The 19,058-nt window shown below is 38.7% G+C and carries 17 protein-coding genes; 13 read left to right on the forward strand and 4 right to left on the reverse strand.

Going from position 1 to position 19,058, the window contains the following annotated elements; genetic code table 11:
* Positions 1–129: 129 nt before the first annotated feature.
* Positions 130–1,656: a Ppx/GppA family phosphatase gene (locus tag BN986_RS05700; protein WP_040978687.1), complete on the reverse strand. Its 1,527-nt coding sequence runs from the start codon at positions 1,654–1,656 to the stop codon at positions 130–132.
* Positions 1,657–1,793: 137 nt separating this feature from the next.
* On the opposite strand from BN986_RS05700, the gene BN986_RS05705 reads away from it, so the two are divergent.
* The 11 genes from BN986_RS05705 (at position 1,794) to BN986_RS05755 (ending at position 11,929) form a co-directional block, all read left to right on the forward strand.
* Positions 1,794–2,117: a hypothetical protein gene (locus tag BN986_RS05705; protein WP_187378537.1), complete on the forward strand. Its 324-nt coding sequence runs from the start codon at positions 1,794–1,796 to the stop codon at positions 2,115–2,117.
* 998 nt (positions 2,118–3,115) lie between these two features.
* Complete coding sequence (locus tag BN986_RS05710) at positions 3,116–4,120, forward strand: LacI family DNA-binding transcriptional regulator (protein WP_040978688.1); 1,005 nt, start codon at positions 3,116–3,118, stop codon at positions 4,118–4,120.
* Between the two features lie 15 nt (positions 4,121–4,135).
* Positions 4,136–4,693 (forward strand): 6-phospho-3-hexuloisomerase, encoded by a 558-nt coding sequence (gene hxlB / locus BN986_RS05715; protein ID WP_040978689.1) that lies wholly within the window; start codon positions 4,136–4,138, stop codon positions 4,691–4,693.
* Between the two features lie 11 nt (positions 4,694–4,704).
* The gene (locus BN986_RS05720) at positions 4,705–5,331 is read left to right on the forward strand and encodes a bifunctional 4-hydroxy-2-oxoglutarate aldolase/2-dehydro-3-deoxy-phosphogluconate aldolase (RefSeq protein WP_040978690.1); all 627 of its coding nucleotides are present in this window, start codon (positions 4,705–4,707) and stop codon (positions 5,329–5,331) included.
* Positions 5,332–5,445: 114 nt separating this feature from the next.
* Positions 5,446–6,480 carry a TRAP transporter substrate-binding protein gene (locus BN986_RS05725; protein WP_052400658.1) on the forward strand — a complete coding sequence of 345 codons (1,035 nt, stop codon included), beginning with the start codon at positions 5,446–5,448 and terminating at the stop codon, positions 6,478–6,480.
* Between the two features lie 13 nt (positions 6,481–6,493).
* The gene (locus tag BN986_RS05730) at positions 6,494–6,979 is read left to right on the forward strand and encodes a TRAP transporter small permease (RefSeq protein WP_040978691.1); all 486 of its coding nucleotides are present in this window, start codon (positions 6,494–6,496) and stop codon (positions 6,977–6,979) included.
* Positions 6,979–8,265: a TRAP transporter large permease gene (locus tag BN986_RS05735; protein WP_040978692.1), complete on the forward strand. Its 1,287-nt coding sequence runs from the start codon at positions 6,979–6,981 to the stop codon at positions 8,263–8,265. The genes BN986_RS05730 and BN986_RS05735 overlap by 1 nt, the downstream gene beginning before the upstream one ends.
* 30 nt (positions 8,266–8,295) lie before the next feature.
* Positions 8,296–8,973 (forward strand): ribose 5-phosphate isomerase A, encoded by a 678-nt coding sequence (gene rpiA, locus BN986_RS05740; RefSeq protein ID WP_316244918.1) that lies wholly within the window; start codon positions 8,296–8,298, stop codon positions 8,971–8,973.
* 23 nt (positions 8,974–8,996) lie between these two features.
* The gene (locus tag BN986_RS05745) at positions 8,997–9,947 is read left to right on the forward strand and encodes a sugar kinase (RefSeq protein WP_040978694.1); all 951 of its coding nucleotides are present in this window, start codon (positions 8,997–8,999) and stop codon (positions 9,945–9,947) included.
* Positions 9,948–9,959: 12 nt separating this feature from the next.
* Positions 9,960–10,580, forward strand: a complete 621-nt coding sequence (gene hxlA, locus BN986_RS05750) for a 3-hexulose-6-phosphate synthase (protein WP_040978695.1) — start codon at positions 9,960–9,962, stop codon at positions 10,578–10,580.
* Positions 10,581–10,963: 383 nt separating this feature from the next.
* Positions 10,964–11,929 (forward strand): Gfo/Idh/MocA family protein, encoded by a 966-nt coding sequence (locus tag BN986_RS05755; protein ID WP_040978696.1) that lies wholly within the window; start codon positions 10,964–10,966, stop codon positions 11,927–11,929.
* 160 nt (positions 11,930–12,089) lie between these two features.
* On the opposite strand, the gene BN986_RS05760 is transcribed toward BN986_RS05755, so the two are convergent.
* On the reverse strand, positions 12,090–12,560 hold the full coding sequence (locus tag BN986_RS05760; RefSeq protein ID WP_040978697.1) for an Hsp20/alpha crystallin family protein: 471 nt from the start codon (positions 12,558–12,560) through the stop codon (positions 12,090–12,092).
* Positions 12,561–12,881: 321 nt separating this feature from the next.
* Here BN986_RS05760 and BN986_RS05765 point away from each other — a divergent pair, with 321 nt between their 5' ends.
* On the forward strand, positions 12,882–14,762 hold the full coding sequence (locus BN986_RS05765; protein ID WP_040978698.1) for a TcaA NTF2-like domain-containing protein: 1,881 nt from the start codon (positions 12,882–12,884) through the stop codon (positions 14,760–14,762).
* A gap of 146 nt (positions 14,763–14,908) precedes the next feature.
* Positions 14,909–15,802, forward strand: coding sequence for a formyltetrahydrofolate deformylase (gene purU, locus BN986_RS05770; protein WP_040979226.1), 894 nt, complete (start codon positions 14,909–14,911; stop codon positions 15,800–15,802).
* Positions 15,803–15,881: 79 nt separating this feature from the next.
* On the opposite strand, the gene BN986_RS05775 is transcribed toward purU, so the two are convergent.
* Positions 15,882–17,297: an alanine/glycine:cation symporter family protein gene (locus BN986_RS05775; RefSeq protein ID WP_040979227.1), complete on the reverse strand. Its 1,416-nt coding sequence runs from the start codon at positions 17,295–17,297 to the stop codon at positions 15,882–15,884.
* 275 nt (positions 17,298–17,572) lie between these two features.
* Positions 17,573–18,970 carry a MocR-like pyridoxine biosynthesis transcription factor PdxR gene (gene pdxR, locus BN986_RS05780; RefSeq protein ID WP_040978699.1) on the reverse strand — a complete coding sequence of 466 codons (1,398 nt, stop codon included), beginning with the start codon at positions 18,968–18,970 and terminating at the stop codon, positions 17,573–17,575.
* Positions 18,971–19,058: the final 88 nt, after the last annotated feature.

The following is a 19,058-nucleotide window of genomic DNA, read 5'->3' on the forward strand; positions in this document are numbered from 1 at the left end:
AAAGTATGTTAAAGAGGTGTAAAATTTGTGTGAACAATCTGTTTTGACAGGAGAAGAGGTTTTCCAATAGTCCTCCTTTTCAAGCTGCTGTATTGATTACGGAAAATGCCCATAGAAAGAAAGTACGTTTTATAGAGTATGGAACTCTAATTCAACATCTTTTCCAATTGCTTTTTCTAAATGTTTCTTCTGCTTTTCAGCCTGGTATTCTTCTGGCATCGCATTTGCTTTCGTATAGACACGAATAAGGACATGATTTTTCTTCCATTTAAGTGCTATTTCTTCGACAACCTGTCTTTTGGTGGCGTCCAGACAGTAGGTGAATTTTAATAAAGAACCCAGATTTAATAATTTATGACGCTCTTCTTTTAAGAACCATGATTTGTATGGCTGGATAAACTGCTTGAAGACGGTTTTATTTTTATAAGAGGCAACAAGAGCCAGTTTCAGACGTTCGCGATGCTCCAGCCCGTCAATGGTACGATTGGCAAGCAGATAAAAAGTATGCTGGGCACTGGATTCTGAATCAATATACTCCCCGAGATTAAATAAAAGACTGGACATTTTAAGCAATTCCCGGTCCTGCCTGTCTAAATGGATCAGCCCGTTATCCTTGCAAAAATCAAATATTTGGTCCGTTAACTTTTGAACATGCCGGATGTGTCTATTGTTTAAGTTATAATCATTGACAAGCTCCTGAATACTTTCCTTGAGCACATTCGGGTAAAGGGGGGCATCCGTTTCCCGGGCCAGGTGTTCATATAAAACGCCGTCACGGAGTCCTTTCCGACTCAGCACAAGACTTTCTGCTTCAACAGTCTGATAAAGACAGTGAAAAACTTCAATTGCCGGAATAATAATATCTGCCCGGTCTTTCGTCAGCCCGTCTACTTTTGCTAATTTATTTGGTTTTAAGGAAGTTAAATAGTTGCTGACCTCGACAATATCCTTTTGAAACATTTGATATTCATGCAGACCAGCCAGAGGATAGGATTCCAGATTTTGATGAATTTGTGCCATATTACGGGCACTTCCGCCAATAGCTACTAATTTTACTTCTTTATTTTCAAGCCATGGAAGTGTTGCAAATTGTTCTTTTAAATAGTGGCGCAGTTTTTTTAATTCCTGGGTGGTTGGAACCGGGTTTTGAAAGAAGTCCTTTAAAGTAAGTGCCCCAAAAGGAAAGCTGTGTGATTCTTTTAATTCCCGGTTTTGGAAATAGGTCACCTCTGTACTTCCACCGCCGATGTCCACGGTTACACCTTCTTTTAAGGAGGTAGAGTGGACAACGGCTAAATATCCATAGTATGCTTCTTCCTCTTCACTGAAAATGCGAATATTTAAACCTGTTTTTTGAACAATCTGTGTTTCAATTTCCGTTTTATTTTCAGCTTGACGAATGGCAGCTGTAGCCGCGCAAATCGTATCCTGTAAGGTATAGGTACGCAGTACTTCCTGAAAGCTTTTCAGCGTATTTATTAAAAGATCTATCCCGTCCTGATTTAACGTATTATCTTCTTCCAAAAAAGTTCGCAGCCTGGTGGAGGCTTTTACGTTTTCGATTTCTTTCAGACGGTTACTCTTTGTTTTCTCGTAAATTACTAAACGCATGGTGTTGGATCCAATATCAATGATGGCATAGTTTTGTTTCTTCATTTCTGCCGCCTCCTATGTTTTAGCATTTCTTAATTTTTAGTTTATCATATTTTTTAATAAAAGACGGTATAAAGACAGTGTTATTGTCAGATAAGAAAGAATAATCCGATTATCATTTTTCTGGGGGGATGCATATCTTGAATAAAGTAATGAGAGAGGAGTGTAGAAATAGAATGAACGAAATTAATGTATACTCAAATAATCAGCAGGGGACGTACCCGAATGCATTTTTTAACAATGTTGGTTTGAGTGGTCCGCTATATAATCAAGAAGTAAGAAGACCGTATCCTTACCACGGACATGGCCCTTTTTTTGGTAATCCTGTATTGGGATTTGGCGTGCCGTTCTTGGGCGGGTTAGCGGCAGGATTGTTACTTGATGATATTGGAGGTCCGCCTCCATATTATTATCCGTATCCCCCTTATTATCCATACCCGCCATATGGTTATTACCCTTATTAGAGATCTCATTTATAAAAAACTCAACTATCGCACCTAAGAATAAGCATATATATCTTGCAGTTTCAGGATTATCAAGTTCTTCTTTATTGTGCTTGCTTTTTAGTTAAATCAGCTTTTTTTGAACGAATGATAATGTATAGCTTCCGCTCCGTCCAACCACTCCGCTGAGTTAGGATTCTACAGCGAATGAATGAAATAACATCCTGTTGGGGTGTACGAAATAGTATCTCTATCGCTTGATGACACGATCATTCCGTTATTTCAAATGGATGGTTTAGCAGTTCGAATCATGACAGCATGAATAATTAACATCAGGAATAGCTTTCATGCACAGAAAGTAATCTTGGCGGAACTTTTACCATGCAGCATAAAAAATATGTTCTGCATGACCTACTTTTATTTGTTCAGCTATTCCACGTATAGAACATCTAACTAGCGGAGGCGGACCGTTTTGACTCCTGAGGGATCAGCACCATCTGAAGATCCACTTTTGCCAAGTGCTCTTCTTGGCAAAAGTTAGCTGAAGAGCGTGCCCCTAGGCAGACTAAAGTCGCAACGTCCTGGGGTTGGGGCTGCAATTACTCGCCCCATCGAAGAGCTTTTGCGATTACTCACCCCATCGACAAGAATTGTTGCAACATCTGCACTAGTACATCCTGGGACTGGGACTGCGATTACTCGTCCCATTAAAACCGTTGTACGTCGGAAAGCAAAACGGTCCGCCGCAGCGGCGCTTTACACTTCACCTTCTACTCTTTCTTTGTCAAGGAAGTTATCAAAAGAACGATCAACTCCTGTTTCTATAGAAATGAAGTTTCTTTTTAAGGTGCGAAAGTTGAGTTAAAAAGGTAAGCAAAATATTGTGTTGCTTGCCTTTTCGTATGATGGAAATTTCTTCTTTAAAAAAAAGACTTGTAAAACGCTTTCTATTGATTTATACTACACCTAAATCGGTTTACTAAACCGATTTACTAATCAAATTTATATAGGTGAAGCAAATGAAAAGAGTAACGATGGCAGATGTAGCTAAATATGCAGGAGTGTCAAAAAGTACGATTTCTCAATATTTAAATGGTCGCTTTGACTATATGAGTGAAGAGACACGTGTGAAAATAGGCCAAGCTGTGAAGGATTTGAATTATCGTCCGAATATGGTGGCCCGAAGTTTAAAACAAAAATCATCAACAACCATAGGGGTTATTGTAGCAAATATTCTTCACGTATTTTCCACACAGGTCATCCGGGCGATCGAGGATTTTTGTCATCAAAGAGGGTTTCATGTCATTGTATGTAATGCAGATGATCAGCCGGAAAAAGAAAAAAAGTATATTGAAATGTTAAAAGCAAAGCAGGTTGATGGAATTATTGCTTTTCCTACCGGCGATAATGTAGAGCTCTATCAACAGCTTCTGGACGAGGGATATCCATTAGTGTTTATGGACCGGATTGTCAAAGAATTGAAAGTGGATACGATCCTTTTGGATAATGAAGAAGCGGCAAGATTAGCAGCTGAAACTTTATTACAGGGAGGCTATAAGCATATTGCAATGATAAGCCCGCCTTTACTCGAACAGGTAACACCAAGAGTAGAGCGTGTGAATGCCTTTCAAGAATCTATTAAAAAGATGGGCAAACAGCATCCTGAGGTTTCTTTAATTACCGGGAAGATCAGTACGATATATGAAAAGCTGGATACATTATTTCAAAAGGACATGCATCCAGATGCTATTTTTGCTATTAATGATCGTGTGTTGCATGAAGTGCTCTCCTTTTTAAGCAGGAGAAATATACAGATACCGGATGACGTAGCCATGATTAATGTGGATGATGTATCTTTTGCCGATTTTTATAATCCGCCGCTTACGACAATATCCCAGCCGGCTTTTGATATGGGAAAGAAAGCTGCAGAAATCTTATTTGCAGTTATTTTAAAAGAAAAAACAGATAGGCATCCCGAAACGATGCGATTCAAACCAATTTTAGTACGGAGAAAATCTTGTTAAGGAGAGGATACAACGATGAAGAAAATATTGGACACAGTAGCTGGAGAGATGCAGGAAGTACTATCTCAGGTTGATGCGGATCAAACAGAAGAATTGGCCGAGAAAATTCAAAAAGCAAATCGGATTTTTATTGCAGGGACAGGCAGGTCTGGGCTGGCAGGCAAAATGTTTGCGATGCGATTGATGCACAGCGGTTATCACGTGTATGTAGTTGGAGAGACGATTACACCGAGCCTTGAATCAGATGATTTATTACTATTAATCTCTGGATCCGGGGGAACGGCTTCCCTTTTAAACTATGCCAAAAAAGCAAGAGAAATTGCGGCTTCTGTAGTCTTGGTTACTACAAACCCGCAATCTGCTATTGGCGAATACAGCGGTCACGTAGTCCGTATTCCAGCCGCTACGAAAAAACGGTTAGAAGCGGAACCAGAAACCATTCAGCCACTTGGAAGTCAATTTGACCAATCTGCCCACCTGGTTTTAGACAGTATTGTTGTTTATTTACTACAAACCTATCCAGGCGATCGCAATGCAGAAAGCCTAAATCAAAAACATACTAATTTAGAATAGGAGATTTTAATATGACGATTATTGAAGGAATCAAAAAAGAAAAAGTAGTTGCCGTTATCCGCAAATCGAGTGAAGAAAATATTGTAGGAATTCTGGAAGCTTTAGCAAAAGGCGGAATTCATCATGTTGAAATTACAGCAGAAACCCCGAATGTTAATGCAATTATTGAAAAAGCGGTGGCAAATGTAGACGAATCGATCAAAGTTGGTGCTGGTACTGTACTGGATCCAGAGACAGCACGTTCTGTTATATTAGCAGGAGCTGCGTTTGTTGTTGCTCCTACATGGAATCCAAAAACATTGCAGCTTTGTCAGCGCTATGGAATAGAGCATATCCCAGGTGTTTTAACACCAACGGAAATAACAACTGCATATGAACATGGCGCCCGGATGGTAAAGGTATTTCCTGCTGATGCAGTGGGGCCAAAGTATATTAAAAATATCCGTGGTCCGCTTCCTCATGTAACAGCGATGGTAACAGGCGGAATTACCAAGGATAATTTGAAAGAATATCTGGATAATGGCAGTGCAGCAGTCGGGCTTGGCAGTAATTTAGTAGATGCTTCTAAACTAAAAACAGAAGAAGATTATCAAGAATTGACAGCACGTGCAAAGGAATTTATAGAATTAGCAAAGTAAGAAACAGATAAACAGATAAATAGAAAAGTGATTTACAGAGACGGGCATTTATTTTGGTCAATGCCCGTTTCTGTAAGAATATATCTCATTTTTGAATGGAAGAGGAGGATACACATGATAAAGTTTAATAAATACGCTTTCATTTTTAGTGTGTTTACGATACTGTGTCTTTTCTTAACAGCTTGTGGAAATGACGAACTCGAAGTTGAGGATGACGGCACGCTGAAAATTATTGCAGCACACAACCAGACCTCCCCCGATAATCCTTATCAAGCTGGACTTTTAAAGTTTAAAGAAATTGTAGAAGAAGAGTCGGACGGTAGAATAGAAGTGGAGGTTCATGCCGGTACGATTGGGACAGAGGAATCGGAACTGGTTGAAAAGCTGCAGCTGGGAGCTGCCGATGTTGTGGTTGTCTCCCCTGGTTTTATGACACAGACAGGTATTCGGGAGGTTGATTTATTTTCTGCCCCATACTTATTTACAGATTATGACCATTGGCTTCGTACGGTAGATGGGGAAGTAGGAGAAGAGATGGCACAAATTATTAATGAAAAATCCGATAACTCGTTTAAGCTTCTGGGTTACTGGTCGGCAGGGACAAGACATTATTATGGGAAAAGGCCTGTGGAAACTGTTGAAGATATGCGAGGGTTATCATTCCGAACACAGACATCGGGAGTAGTGTCAGACTTCTGGACACAGATTGGTGCTATTCCATCCGGGATTTCATGGGGAGAATTATATCAGGGCTTACAGCAGGACGTTGTAGATTCTTCTGAAAACGCATACCCGTTCTTTGTACAGCAATCCCACCATACAACTCCAAACGGAAAATATATTAGTGAGACAGCGCATGATTATACAACACGCTTTCTTCTTATAAATGGAGAGAAATTTGATAATTTAGATGAAAATGAACAGCAAATTGTTTTGGATGCAGCAGAAGCCTCTGTTGAAACAGAACGTGAAGTGACATTGGAACAGGATGAAGAATATAAACAGCAGGCAATTGATGATGGTGCAGAAATTAATGAAGTAGATCGGGAGCCATTTATTGAAGCGGCGCAGCCTATTTTAGATGAATTTGCGGAAGAAATTGAAGTAGAAGAAATGCTTGAGGAAATCCGCACGCTAGCAGAGGAGTAAGGAGGGAGATCACATGAAAAAATTTATACAAGTGTTGGAGAAAATACAAACTGTTGTTGGAGTACTTTTCTTATGTGTCTTCTTTTGCGTCATTGTTTTACAAATTATAACGAGACATTTAGGAATATCGGTCATCTGGACAGAGGAGGCTGCGAATTATTCTTTTATTTGGGCAGTATTTATGGGAGCAGCTATTATGGTAAATCGCAGAGAACATTTTAATTTTGATTTCCTGCAGCAAAAGCTTCAAGGGAAGAAACGCATTTATTTAAGTCTTTTTAATGATACTGTTTTAATTATTTTTAATGTATGTATCTTTTTATTAGGTTTACAGATTGTCAGTGAATTTTGGAATTATACATGGTCAACGCTGCCTGATATGAAAATGGGCTATGTATGGGTGGCGATCCCCATTATGGCTGGTACTATGTTGATTTACACCTTTTTTCATATGGTGGAGCATGTACAAAAGCTTAAAGTCAAGGAGGTGCATGAATAATGGGATTTCTACTTGTTGGTTTATTTTTAGTGCTCATGCTTATTGGTGTACCAATTGCTTTTGTCATTGGAATTGTTGCTCTCATTGGTATTTTAAATATTCCTTATACGCCGGAAGCAACGGTTGCTATGTCAATGGTAAATGGCCTTGATTCGTTCGTACTGCTGGCTGTTCCATTATTTATTCTGGCAGCTAACCTGATGAATTCAGGGAAAATCTCTGAAAAATTGATTGACTTTGCCTTAGCAATTGTCGGACCGATTCGCGGAGGTTTAGCGCATGCGAATGTACTTGTTTCAATGATGTTTGCAGGTGTATCCGGAGCAGCGCAGGCGGATACAGCCGGTGTAGGTAAAATTCTGATTCCAAGCATGCTTCGTAAAGGCTATGACAAAGAAACTGCTGTTGGGGTTACCGCAGCATCTTCAACTGTAGGAGTGGTTATCCCTCCAAGTATTCCGATGATTATATTTGCTGGACTGACGAATGCTTCGGTTGGAGCTCTATTTCTGGGAGGAATCATTCCAGGCATTTTAATTGGCTTAGCTATGATGATATTCATTTATGTGATAGCTGTTAAAAAGGATTATCCGAGAGATAAACGTGTAAAGATGAAAAAACTTTTCAAATTATTTCTCGATGCTTTTCCTGCACTATTAACACCTGTCATCATCATTGGAGGTATTATAACTGGATTTTTCACAGCTACAGAAGCTGCAGCAGTAGCATCGATATATACAGCAATTGTTTGTATGTTTTACTATAAAACATTAAAATTGAAAGATTTCCCAAAAATATTATTTGATACGTTAGCACTTAGCTCTTTGTCTTTATTTGCGCTTGCAGCAGCCAGTGCACTTGGAGAATTAATGAGTTACTATCAGCTGGGAGCAATTGCACAGGAGTTTTTCGATAATAATATTGGTACGCGCTGGTTATTTATTCTGATTATTATTGCATTCTTCTTATTTATCGGGACATTTATGGATGCCATTCCAGCGATGATTTTATTTGTACCAATTATTTTACCGACTGCATTAGAATTTGGAATCGATCCAGTGCATTTAGGATTAATCGTGATCATTACACTGGCGGTTGGACTTATTACACCACCGTATGGGCTTTGTCTATTACTTGCGGCGAAGATAGGGAATATGTCAATAGAACGATCCTTTGTAGCGGTAATTCCATACATTGCAATTGTTTTAATCGTTCTGTTGTTTGTTGCATTCTTCCCGAATATAGCATTCTATATTCCTAAATTAATTAATCCAGCCTTGTTTTAATGGAAGATTCTAAGAGGAAGGAAGTTTAACATGATGGAAATATCAGATAAACAGCGTGCTGCAGAAAAAGCAGCTGAAAAAGTGAAAGATGGAATGGTACTTGGAATAGGCTCTGGTTCAACGGTAAATTATATGTTAAAAAAACTTGCCAAGCGAATGGAGGAAGAGGGGCTACAGATAAAAGGAATTCCTTCTTCTAAAAAGACAGAGAAGTTAGCAAATGAATTGGGGATTCCGCTGACAACTTTTGCTGAAAATAGGAAGATTGATCTTGCGATTGATGGAGCTGATGAGATAGATGAGCATCTTCAGCTTTCTAAAGGTGGCGGGGGTTCGCTTGTTCGTGAAAAGATGGTAGACAGTATTGCCGATTATTTTATTGTTATTGCAGGAGAAGATAAACTGGTTAAAAGCTTAGGAGAATTTCCTTTACCTGTAGAGGTGGTTCCTTTTGGTTGGGAGCTAACCGAAAAAAGACTTGCAGATCTAGGGTGTCAAACCGCCTTACGCTATCAGGAAGGCGAACGATTTATTTCGGATAATGGCAATTATATTATTGATTGTCAATTCGAAATCATTGATGATCCGGAAAAGCTGCATAGTGAGATAAAATCACTGCTTGGCGTAGTAGAAACAGGAATATTTGTAAATATGGTCGATGAAGTAATTATTTCCAAAAATGGACAATTAAGATCGCTAAAAAAATAGAAATAAATGTTGGAGGAGATAGAATGAAAGATGTTATTACATTAGGAGAAGCAATGATTGTTTTTAATCCAGATACTACTGGACCAATGAAATTTGTAAATGGGTTTAAAAAGTATATTGGGGGAGCTGAGCTTAACGTGGCTGTAGGTTGTTCCAGACTTGGTTTGAACACAGGTTATATCAGTCGATTAGGAAATGATGAGTTTGGTAAAACCATTCTTACCTTTGCAAGAGGCGAAGGAGTAGATGTAAAAGAAGTTGATTTGGTGAATGGTTATCCTACATCATTAAATTTTAAAGAAATTATGGAAGATGGCAGTGTAAAAGTCTTTTTTTACCGCGATAAGTCACCTACTTTAACAATGAAACCGGAGGAATTAAATGAAGACTATATAAAAAATGCCAAAGTGCTGCATTTGACAGGTATTTTTCCAGCAATCGGCGGAGACAATTTGGAAGTCATGATGGAATCCATCCGTCTGGCTAAAAAACATGGTGTGAAAATTTCATTTGATCCAAATATCCGTCTGAAGATGTGGACAAAAGAAGAAGCGAAAGAAGTATTATTAAAGATTCTTCCACATGTGGATATTTTGCTTACTGGAGAAGATGAAATGGACATTATTATCGGAGAGAGCGAACCGGAAGCGATTATTGAGAAAACAAGGGAATTTGATATTCCAACCGTTATTATTAAACGTGGAGAGCTTGGCTCCGTCGGCTATGATCAAGGTCAAACCATCCAGGCAGACCCTGTGAAAGCTACTAAAGTTGTAGATACAGTCGGAGCAGGTGATGGATTTGATGCAGGGTTTCTTTATGGATATCTTAATAATTGGGATCTGGAACGCAGCTTACATTTTGCTAACACAATTGGGTCCATGGTTGTTAGTATTGCAGGAGATAACGAGGGGCTCCCGTATTATGAGGATGTCCAAGAGCGCTTAGGGGAAGTAGAACGGATTGAACGGTAAGGAGGTATACTAGTGAGATTACAACTAGCGTTAGATAGATTATCAAAAGCCAGATGTATCCGTTTGGCTGAGGATACCAAGCCAGATGTTGATATTATTGAAATTGGCACAGGGGTCATCAAAGAATACGGTATGTCCATTATCCGTGAGATGCGGGAGCTTTTTCCAGATAAAACGATTCTGGCTGATATGAAAACCTGTGACGCAGCAAAACATGAAGTAAAACAAGCACTGGAAGCAGGAGCAGATATAACAACGGTGATGGGATTTTCGGCAGATGCTTCGATTAAAGATGCATTAAAGGAAGCGGAGAAACTGGGCGGACAAATTATGATTGATTTATTAGAAATCCAATCAAAGCAGCGTGTGGAAGAGTTGGCTTCATTAGGAGTAGAGCTGGTAAGTCTTCACATAGGGAAAGACCAGCAAAGCAAGGGATCTTTTCATGAAGATCTATTTAAATTAACAGAAGGAACAAACCTGACAGTAGCTGTTGCCGGTGGTATCAATGCGGAATCACTGCCAAGCATTGTGGAAAAAGATCCGGATATTATTATTGTCGGCAGCACCATAACAGGACAAGAAAATCCACAAAAAATGGCAGGGAAATTAAAATCTTATCTGAAAAAGTAGATTGAAATAATACATTTTATCACGGAGAACCGCCCGTAAAACTCCCGCCACAAAATAAAGAGCGAAAATAAATTTATTTAGGCGGGAGATAACGGGCGCTACCTCCCTGAATCACTTAGGCTAATTCAGTGGGAGAAGGGCGAAAACTCCCACTGAATGAAGTTTCGTTTTATCACGGAGAACCGTCCGTAAAGCTTTCCCCTCCAAATAAAGCGTTAAAATATAATATTTTCATACAGAATAACACAGGTTGTTAATAACCTGTGTTATTCTATTATTAGACAATAATATGATGGAAGCGTTTTGCAAGTTATTTAAACTTTCGTGTTTTTTAGTATAATGAACTAAACAGATTTATGAAACCATAGGAAAGGTTGATTCGTATGAAACTGGGCACAATTGGATCAGGTAAGATTGTTCAGGAAATGTTACGGGCAATTGAACCGATTGAAGAGGTAACCTGTGTTGCGGCATACTCCAGGAAACAGGAGACTGCTGATGCATTGGCTGGAGATTTTCAAATTCCGAAAACCTATACATCTTTGGAAGCGTTTTTTAGCGATGAAGAGTTAGATACAGTATACATTGCTTCACCTAATAAACTGCATATGAAGCAAGCGCTTCAAGCTTTAGAAAATAAAAAGCATGTCATTTGTGAAAAGCCATTTACACCAACTGCAAAAGAGGCAAAAGAATTAAAGAAAGCAGCAAAAGAGAATAATGTCTTCGTTTTTGAAGCAATTCCAACGCTGTTTTTACCTAACTTTATTGAGCTGTCTAATCATATTGAGCGGTTAGGCCCAATTCGGTTAATCCAATGTAATTATAGTCAATATTCCAGTCGCTATGACCAATTAAAAGCTGGAGAAGTGACCAATATTTTTGACCCTGCATTTGCAGGTGGAGCATTAGCAGATATTAATGTATATAACCTCCATTTCGTATTACGCTTGTTTGGCAAGCCTTCAGAGGTTGTTTATAAAGCGAATTTATTTGAAAATGGTGTGGATACTTCGGGGATTGCTTTGCTGTCTTATCCAGGATTTCAAGCAAGCTGTGTGGGATCGAAGGACACTGCCGGTGAAAATTTTGTCTCCATTCAGGGAGAAGATGGCTATATGTATATTAAACCTGGAGCGAATGGTGCCAGAAGTGTGAAAATCACAATTGATGGGAAGACAAAGGATATTTCCGTAAAACAGGATCGTGCAAGACTGACCTATGAATTTATTCATTTTAACCGAATTATCCAAAATAATAACAGGGAAGTATTTGAGGAATTAATAGACCATACGATTGCAGTTGCTGAAGTTCTGGAGGATGCACGTGGCCAGGCAGGTTTATCGTAGTGTAACTGGCTGGGGCTGCGATTACCCGTCCCATCATAAAGTTTTGTGGATCGAAAACTCCCTCCACTGAAGGAAGTTTTACTTTATAAAGGAATAACTAAAAACGCCGTACTATAATACGGCGTTTTTTTAATGGAGCTTACGGGGATAGAATACGTAATCAATCTTCAATGTCTACCATATGGGAGGATATGGATTGTTTTGGAATAGTTATGATTAAAATTCCATTTTCAAGGGTTGCCGTAATGCTGTTTTTTGGTATATTAAAAGGGAGTGTGATAATGCGTTCTTTTTGCTGAATGGATTTTTTATTTACGTTTTCCTTATCCGTCTGTAATGAAATTGTTTCGTCTTTATTTAATGTTATCTTGATACGATTACCTATTATTTCAATTTGAATATCTTGCCGACGGTATCCGGGAACTTCTGCTTTTACATAAATATTATTCTCTTTTTCAACTATTTCTGCGGGAAAATCATTAAGTATCTGACCCTGAAAAGATTTAAAAGAACGGGAAAATAAATTATCCATTCGATCAACAAATTCTTGAAAGGGGGTAAAATCAATATTCCAATTTTCAGGGAATACTTTTTTCTTATCAGAACGGGGATCTTGCTTATCGGAATCCATCAAAAAACCTCCTTGCTATAGATTTTGACGTGGACAGGAATAGAATAGGATACTTTATTCGGATAGCGCGTGATAAGACTATTCTATGCAGTGATTATAGAAGCTGTGCACAACTGTATAGGTAAAAGTTATGAGGTAGAACGAGGATAAAGATAACAAGTATCAAATGACTGAAGAATCGTAAAAAAACTTATGGAGTGCTTCATTAATCAAGTAATGTAATATTTGTTTTTTAATAAGAGAATGTTCAAAAAGATTATCTTAAGAAATAGCGGGAACTCACGGACGCTTATGTTGTGATATAAAAGGAGAGAAGAAAGATTGAGTAAATTTTGTAAAGAATGTGGGAAACCGATTGCGGACGGGGTTCAGTTTTGTAAACACTGTGGAACAAAAGTAAACAAAGCTGTTCCGGAGAATAAAGCACCGCAACCCGAAGCAGAAAAAACACCTATAGAGCAATCGGATAACGGGGAAAAGCGTACAAGAACTGAACAACAAACGCGACAAGTAAAAAAAGAAAAGAAACCAATGTCAAAAAAGAAAAAAGTATTAACAGCAATTATTGGATTTATCGTATTATGCGGCATTGGTTTAGGTGTCTGGGGAAATATGTATTATTCAGAGGAAAATACGGCAAAGCGTTTTGCGGATGCGATAGCTGAAGGAGATACAGAATCTGTTCAAGAGATGGTTACAGTAGATGGCAAGACGCTGTCTAATGAAGAAGCCAATGCTGTGACAGCAATGAAAGATGAAGAGGAGTTTGCTTTTATTAGCGATAGGGATCCAGATACATTGTTTGATGAACTTTCGGTATTTGAGATGGAGCAATCTGATGATAAAGCATTCCTTGTCTTCACGCAATACCATGTAGCAGCTGAGCCGCAGTATGTTACGGTCTATTCGAATGTGGAAGGCGTGCAGACAACATTTAATGGCGGTGATTTTGAAGAACAGGATGCTGCTTCGGATTATATTGAATATGGTCCGTTAGCTCCAGGAATGTATGAAGCGGCAAGCAGCTTTGAAACAGATTACGGAGAAGCTGCAAAGAGCCGGAACGTTCTGTTAATGGATATGAATAACAGCTATGATTCGGAATTAGAAGTTGGTGAGGTCACCTTTTATGAAATGTTCGACGCTAACATACCTTACGATTCCATGGAATTAATGATTAATGAAGAGCCGCTTGAAATGAATACGGACAGTGATTATGTTACTGCCGGACCACTTTTACTCGATGGTTCGATGGAATTAACCGGCGTTGTCAAAACGGATTGGGGAGATCTGCAAATTGACCCAATCGCTATTACAGACAGAGAACATGATGTGTATATTACAGATTTATTAAATGAAGGAGCAGAAGAAGATATTAAAGAAGTCATTACAGGGTTTAGTGAGGGCTATGTGGAAGCGATCGCTAAGTTGGATGCATCTGTCATTGAAAATATTTCAGAAGAACTGAGTGAAGAATTAGAGGACGAACTTTTCGTATCTTTTGATGAGTATGGATTTAGCGGCAGATTGGATGAAATTGGGATTGCTTTTGCAGACGCAGAATATTATTCAACAGACAACCCTGCCTTTCAAATACCCGTTCAGTTGAAGATGACTGGAACGTATGATCAGGATTCGGAGTATGAAGAAATAAACGTAGAGGCTGCTTTTATTGTTCAATATCAAACTGACAGCGGAAAATGGGATATGTATTATTTTTCGGATAACTTTGATCCTGGCGATGTTGATTATACATTTTTTGATGCATCCGGTGAAGAGTATGAAGGCGTTGTTTTAGAGGAAGAAGAGGAAGATGACGAAAATAGTGAAGACGACAGGGCTTCAGAGGATGAGGAACTTACTGAAATCAAAGAAGTTGTTGAAAATTACGTTGATAATCTAGTCTGGGCTATCAATACTGGTGACTATACTTTTGTGGAAAATTATATTGCTTCTGGCAGTGATTTAGATACGATGCAGCAGGATTTAGTAGAACGTTTATACGATAGCGGACTGACACAGGAGATGCTGTCTGTATCTGTAGAAGATATAGAAGAGATTGATTCGGAAACATGGGAAGTAACAACGAATGAATCGATTGAATTGAGGTATGCCAGCGGTGAAACGGAAGAAGAAGATTATCAGTGGACGTACACGGTTGAGTTAACGGACGATGGATACCAATTAACGAATTTAGAATAAACGGGACAGCCGGAGGGAGAACTTCTGGCTGTCTATTTTTACATGATGATTACCACTATTCTAATAAAATACTTGACCTGGCATCCGTTTATCCGATAATCTATATTCTATGAATACAAAAGAAGTGAGGAAGTTAGCCAGTGAATATGTATACAGATAAACGGGCAGATTTTTATAAGGACCGTTATGAAAATAGAGCAAGATTAATGATTAAATGTCCTGATCAGCCAGGCATTGTGTCTGCAATTTCTACATTCCTATGGAACCAGCAGGCAAATATTGTATCATCTAACCAATATACGCAAGATCCAAAAGGCGGCGAATTCTTTATGCGCCTTGATTTCGAATACCAGCCTGGAGCGGATGTGGAAAAACTGAAGCAGGAATTCCAAGAAATTGCAGATCGTTTTCAAATGGATTGGCGCTTAAGCCTGGTTCACGAGTTGAAAAATATTGCTATCTTTGTTTCTAAAGAACCGCATTGTTTATTAGAACTGCTATGGGAGTGGCAAAGCGGCGATTTGATGGCAAATATTCCGGTCGTTATCAGCAATCATGAAAATTCTCGGCAAATGGTTGAAGCATTAGGAATTGATTTTTATCATCTGCCAATTACCAAAGAAACAAAGCAAGAGGTTGAGGCGAAGCAAAAGGAAATTTTAGAGGATTATGATATTGATTTAATTATTCTTGCACGATACATGCAGATTCTTTCACCAACATTTGTAGAAGTATTTAAAAATAGAATTATTAATATCCATCACTCCTTCTTACCGGCATTTATTGGTGCAAAGCCATATGAACGTGCATTTGAAAGAGGAGTAAAAATGATTGGTGCAACCTCGCATTATGTTACCAATGATTTAGATGAAGGGCCTATTATTGAGCAGGGAATCGAGCCGGTCGGGCATGAACATAATGTCGAAGATTTGAAAAAAATCGGGCAGTCCATTGAACGCCGGGTACTTGCACAAGCTGTTAAATGGCATTTGGAAGACCGGATTATTGTTTATGGAAATAAAACAATTGTATTTGAATAAAAAGCAAAGGGAATGCTGCTGATTGGCGGTATTGTCGAATTAAAAAACACAGCTGGTGTTCAGCTGTGTTTTTTCGATTCTATTGTTTTTCCGTTTCCCGTTCCCAGCACTCAATACCCGTCTGGTCGTCTAAGGTATCTTTATAGAAAACAGGGTCTTTTCCTTCTTTCCGCTGCCTCATATAATCCTTTAATAAAATATTGGCTTTTTTAAACAAGATAGAAATAGCATAAAGGTTGATCAATGCGAGTAATGCCATGGTAACATCAGCTAAAGACCAGACTAAGCCAAAGGAAGCTAATGTGCCAAATACAACCATCACAAGCGCTGCAATGCGATAAATAAACAGGATGGTCTTAGAGTCTTTAATATAAGCAAGATTGTTCTCGCCATAATAATAATTTCCAAGAATCGAACTAAAGGCAAAAAGGAAAATGGCAATGGCTATAAAAATACCTGCCCAATCTCCCAGCATCTGGGTGAAAGCGGTTTGTGTCAATGCAATCCCGTCTTCTTCACTTCCGGCAAAACCGCCAGCTGATAAAATAATTAATCCAGTAGCCGAACAAACTAAAATGGTATCAAAGAAAACTCCTAAAGCTTGCACCAGACCCTGTTTGACCGGGTGACTTACTTCTGCGGTTGCCGCTGCATTTGGTGCAGCTCCCATTCCAGCCTCATTAGAGAATAGTCCGCGTTTAATCCCCAGCATAATGGCTGCTCCAAAGCCGCCTCCTGCAACTTCACGAATTCCGAATGCATTCTCAAAAATAAGAACAAACATATCTGGGATAACCGTAATATTTAAAGCTAAGATAATCAGTGCCAAGCCGATATAAATGATTGCCATAAAAGGGACAATAATTTGTGAAACATTAGCAATACTTTTTAAACCGCCAAAGATAACGATGGCTACAAAAATGGTCAAAATAACCGCAATCCAGACAGGATCTATATCAAACTGGGAACTGAACGCAATGCTGATGGTATTTGATTGAACAGAGTTAAAGACCAGCCCATACGTAAAAGTGATCATAATTGCAAATACAATACCAAGCCAGCGTTTTTTCATTCCTTTTTCAATATAATAAGCGGGCCCGCCACGGTATTGATTATTGTCTTTTTCTTTATAGAGTTGTGCCAGGGTACTTTCAACAAATCCGGAAGCGGCGCCGAGTAAAGCAATCAACCACATCCAGAATAATGCCCCTGGTCCACCGAGAGCAACTGCAGAAGCAACACCGGCCATATTTCCAGTACCGACGCGGGAAGCAGCACTGATTGCAAATGCCTGGAAGGAGCTGGTCCCTTTTTTACCAGATGCATCGTAGGATTGTTTATCCGCTACAGCGCGGAACATTTCCGGTAATAAACGAAACTGGACAAAGCCGGTCCGAATTGTAAAATAAAGACCTAAACCTAGTAAGACAATAATTAGAATATACGACCAAAGAAAGTCATTGACATGACCTATCATCGATTCAAAAATATCCATAAATTTCCCCCATTTCATTAAATAAGTATATTCTTTTTCCTGCTTTAACATGTCAGTAAATTCAAAGCTTAAGCTTAAATCTGTGTTGATAACCAACATATTTTGTTAAAAGCATCGATCCTCTGCTGATAAGCAAGATATATTAATAATTACCCAACTTCATTGTGAAAAAAACAATTAAACAGGCAGTATATTATCAAAATCAGCAACCGGTAAAAGAAACCAGAGTTGAAATATTGCTTTATTTACAGAGAACAATTTATTATACCATAAAATCATTGATGAAGAATTTTGATAATGTGTTGAACTGCTTCTTCAAGCCTTTCCTCTGCAATTCCTGCAAAACCAATCACAAATTGAGGGTAAGGGAAAACAGCATTTTTAGAAGCGTAGTAGGAAATAGGATAGATTTTAATCCCTTCTTGTTCTGCGCTCCGAAGTATTTCTTTTTCAGTCAGACCGTTTCTCACTTCACAGACGACATGGAGTCCAGATTGTTCCCCGAGAAGCTGGATAGACGGTGTATAAGGATCAAATAATTGGTTTACAAACTCAAATTTCTTCCGGTATATTTTTCGCATCCGATTTAAATGCTTTTCAAAATACCCTTCCTGAATAAAATGCGCCAGCACATGCTGGTCGATTCGCGATACCGTTGAATGGTGAAAAGTGAGCCTATCCCGATATTGCTCTAATAATGATTTTGGCAGAATCATATAGCTGATTCGCAAGGAAGGTATCAATGATTTAGAAAAAGAACCAAGATAGATGACACGATCATTGAAATCCATTTTTTTCATTGGAGGAATGGTTTTTCCTGTGTAACGGAATTCGCTATCATAATCATCTTCAATAATATAACGGCTTTCTGCTTCATTTGCCCATTGTAACAGCTGATTACGCCGGTTGATGGAGGTAACTGTTCCATATGGAAAATGATTAGAAGGAGTCACATAAATATAATCAGGTTCTAAGAGACGGATCGCTTCAATAGAAACGCCTTCCTCATTCATATCCAAGGCTCGTCCTAAAAAGCCAAAATGAGTTATCAACTTCATCATCAATTGATAACCAGGATCTTCAATACCGAATATGGTAGACCTGGAGAGAAGAGATAGAAGTTGTTGCATTAAAACTTCAATTCCTGCCCCTACCACAATTGTGTCTGGATCGCAGTCAATGCCGCGCGCATGATAAACATAATGGGCGATAGCTTCACGCAGCTCTTTGTCTCCTTGAGCCTCTCCAAGTAAGAGTAAATCGTGATTGGTTTCATCAATTACTTGCCGATTCAATTTTCTCCATGCAGAAAAAGGAAATACTTCTGTATCTATTTTATTCGGAGAAAAATCAAATAAAATAGCAGTATCTTCAGCGACCTTGGAAATTTCTTTTTTTGTAGCGTGCTCAACGAACTCTAGATCTCCATGCGCTAATACGTAAAAACCTTTTCTTGGCTGAGAGGTAATATATCCTTCAGCTAAAAGCTGTTCAAAAGCTGTTTCTACCGTGTTTTGACTTACTTCTAAATGATTAGCAAGCTTACGTTTGGAAGGCAGCTTCTGCCCATACGGAAGCCGCTCTTGCACGATTTCCTGTTTAATAAATTCATAAAGCTGTTCATATAAAGGGATGTCTATTGTTTTATCCAGATGGACAGATAGTAAATCCATTATTAATCTCCTCCAAAAACTGACCTCATCAAATGATATAAAATTGGCACTTTCATTCATGTCATATTATTTCTATAATAATAAAAAA

It is taken from the genome of Oceanobacillus jeddahensis (assembly GCF_000750635.1).
Lineage (GTDB): Bacteria > Bacillota > Bacilli > Bacillales > Amphibacillaceae > Oceanobacillus > Oceanobacillus jeddahense.

Coding starts and splice junctions, on each gene's coding strand:
- BN986_RS05755 (WP_040978696.1), top strand. CDS start 10,964: ATGAAACTGGGCACAATTGGATCAGGTAAGATTGTTCAGGAAATGTTA.
- BN986_RS05725 (WP_052400658.1), top strand. CDS start 5,446: ATGATAAAGTTTAATAAATACGCTTTCATTTTTAGTGTGTTTACGATA.
- rpiA (WP_316244918.1), top strand. CDS start 8,296: ATGATGGAAATATCAGATAAACAGCGTGCTGCAGAAAAAGCAGCTGAA.
- BN986_RS05745 (WP_040978694.1), top strand. CDS start 8,997: ATGAAAGATGTTATTACATTAGGAGAAGCAATGATTGTTTTTAATCCA.
- purU (WP_040979226.1), top strand. CDS start 14,909: ATGTATACAGATAAACGGGCAGATTTTTATAAGGACCGTTATGAAAAT.
- hxlB (WP_040978689.1), top strand. CDS start 4,136: ATGAAGAAAATATTGGACACAGTAGCTGGAGAGATGCAGGAAGTACTA.
- BN986_RS05710 (WP_040978688.1), top strand. CDS start 3,116: ATGAAAAGAGTAACGATGGCAGATGTAGCTAAATATGCAGGAGTGTCA.
- BN986_RS05730 (WP_040978691.1), top strand. CDS start 6,494: ATGAAAAAATTTATACAAGTGTTGGAGAAAATACAAACTGTTGTTGGA.
- BN986_RS05775 (WP_040979227.1), bottom strand. CDS start 17,297: ATGGATATTTTTGAATCGATGATAGGTCATGTCAATGACTTTCTTTGG.
- BN986_RS05700 (WP_040978687.1), bottom strand. CDS start 1,656: ATGAAGAAACAAAACTATGCCATCATTGATATTGGATCCAACACCATG.
- BN986_RS05720 (WP_040978690.1), top strand. CDS start 4,705: ATGACGATTATTGAAGGAATCAAAAAAGAAAAAGTAGTTGCCGTTATC.
- BN986_RS05760 (WP_040978697.1), bottom strand. CDS start 12,560: ATGGATTCCGATAAGCAAGATCCCCGTTCTGATAAGAAAAAAGTATTC.
- pdxR (WP_040978699.1), bottom strand. CDS start 18,970: ATGGATTTACTATCTGTCCATCTGGATAAAACAATAGACATCCCTTTA.
- BN986_RS05735 (WP_040978692.1), top strand. CDS start 6,979: ATGGGATTTCTACTTGTTGGTTTATTTTTAGTGCTCATGCTTATTGGT.